The sequence below is a fragment of the Microvirga sp. P5_D2 genome (assembly GCF_054049475.1).
Genome location: NZ_JBFUMH010000408.1, coordinates 1 through 673 on the forward strand (window position 1 = coordinate 1; position 673 = coordinate 673).

The 673-nt window shown below is 67.6% G+C and carries 1 protein-coding gene; it reads right to left on the reverse strand.

Annotation, left to right across the window (positions count from 1 at the left end; translation table 11 throughout):
* On the reverse strand, positions 1 to 673 hold a 673-nt coding region (locus ACXJKO_RS31995; protein ID WP_457095012.1), incomplete at both ends, for an IS110 family RNA-guided transposase.

Consider the following 673-nt stretch of genomic DNA (forward strand, 5'->3'; position numbering starts at 1 on the left):
CCCTCACAGCCGCTGTTCGTGGTTCATAGGTGCGGTTCTGGCTCAGCACGCTCCAGGCAATCCGCGCCAGCTTGTTGGCCAGAGCTGCCGCCAGCACGTTGTGGTGCAGACGGGTCGAAGCGGCTGTGAGCCAGTTCCCGAAACTGTGCTGGCGCCACTTGGCCGGCCAAAGCAGCAGCACGCGGGCGGCTTGGATCAACAAGGAGCGCAGGTCGCTGTTCCCGCGCTTCGACAGGCGGCCCAGGATCGTGCGGTCGCCCGTCGAGGTCTGCTTCGGCACCAGCCCGAGCCAGGCGCCGAAGTCCCGCCCCTGCTTGAACCCAGCGCCCGTCCCAATCGCCGCCACGACAGCCGACGAGATGATCGGTCCAACGCCCGGGACGCTCATCAGACGCTGGCAGGCTTCGTCAGCGGCCACGAGCACCTCGATCTCCTCGGTGACAGCATCGATGCGCTCGTCGAGATGATGCCAGTCCTGCATCAGGCCTTCGCTCAGGTGCACCATGCGCGGCGTGAGCACATCGGTGCGTTTGGCCAGGATGTCAGGCAGCGCCTGCCGCAGCGAACGCAGCCCCTGGCGCACGGCGATGCCGCGCTCCAGCAGGACGGCGCGGATCTGGTTGATTACCGCCGTGCGCTGCCCCACCAGGCGTGATCGGACCCGATGCAGGGC